General features: G+C 60.7%; 1 protein-coding gene. It reads left to right on the top strand.

Translation table 11 applies throughout. The features are described from left to right. Window positions 1-601 (top strand): pentapeptide repeat-containing protein (locus tag BST12_RS29235; protein WP_425437435.1); only part of this gene is annotated, 601 nt, incomplete at both ends.

Genomic DNA, 601 nt, shown 5'->3' with positions numbered 1-601 from the left:
CAACAGCGGCATGGCCAACAGTGGGGTGTTCAACTCCGGTGTGTTGAACACCGGGGTGTGGAACGCGGGGTTGCTGAATACCGGGATCGGGAATGTGGGGAGTTACAACTCGGGTGGGTTTAATCCGGGGAGCGTCAATACGGGTTCGTTCAATACCGGGGATACGAATACGGGGTGGTGGAACACCGGTGATCTGAACACGGGTGTGGGGAATAGCGGGGATTTGAATACGGGTGGCTTCAACCGGGGGAGTCAGAACAACGGCTTTTTCTGGCGGGCTGATGGGCAGGGTCAGTTCGGCGGTGATTACACCTTGACCATCCCCCGAATCGGACTCGACCTGGCCGTCGACATCCCCCTGCACATCCCGGTATCCGGCTCGCTGGGCAACATCGTGGTGGACTCCTTCACGATTCCGACGATCCATCTGTCCAGCAGCGGCAGCGGGAATAGCCTCACCGGGACGGTGGGCCCCCTCGTTGTCGATTCAATTACGGTTACCGGGCCCCAATTGAGCTTGCTGGTGGACGGCCCCTTGCATTTGGTTCTCTCGGGTCCTGGGGTGGGGCCGGTGGTGGTTCCGGTGTGGCATGTGGGGGCG

Source organism: Mycobacterium angelicum, assembly GCF_002086155.1.
Lineage (GTDB): Bacteria > Actinomycetota > Actinomycetes > Mycobacteriales > Mycobacteriaceae > Mycobacterium > Mycobacterium angelicum.
This window is presented reverse-complemented; position numbering and strand designations above follow the sequence as displayed.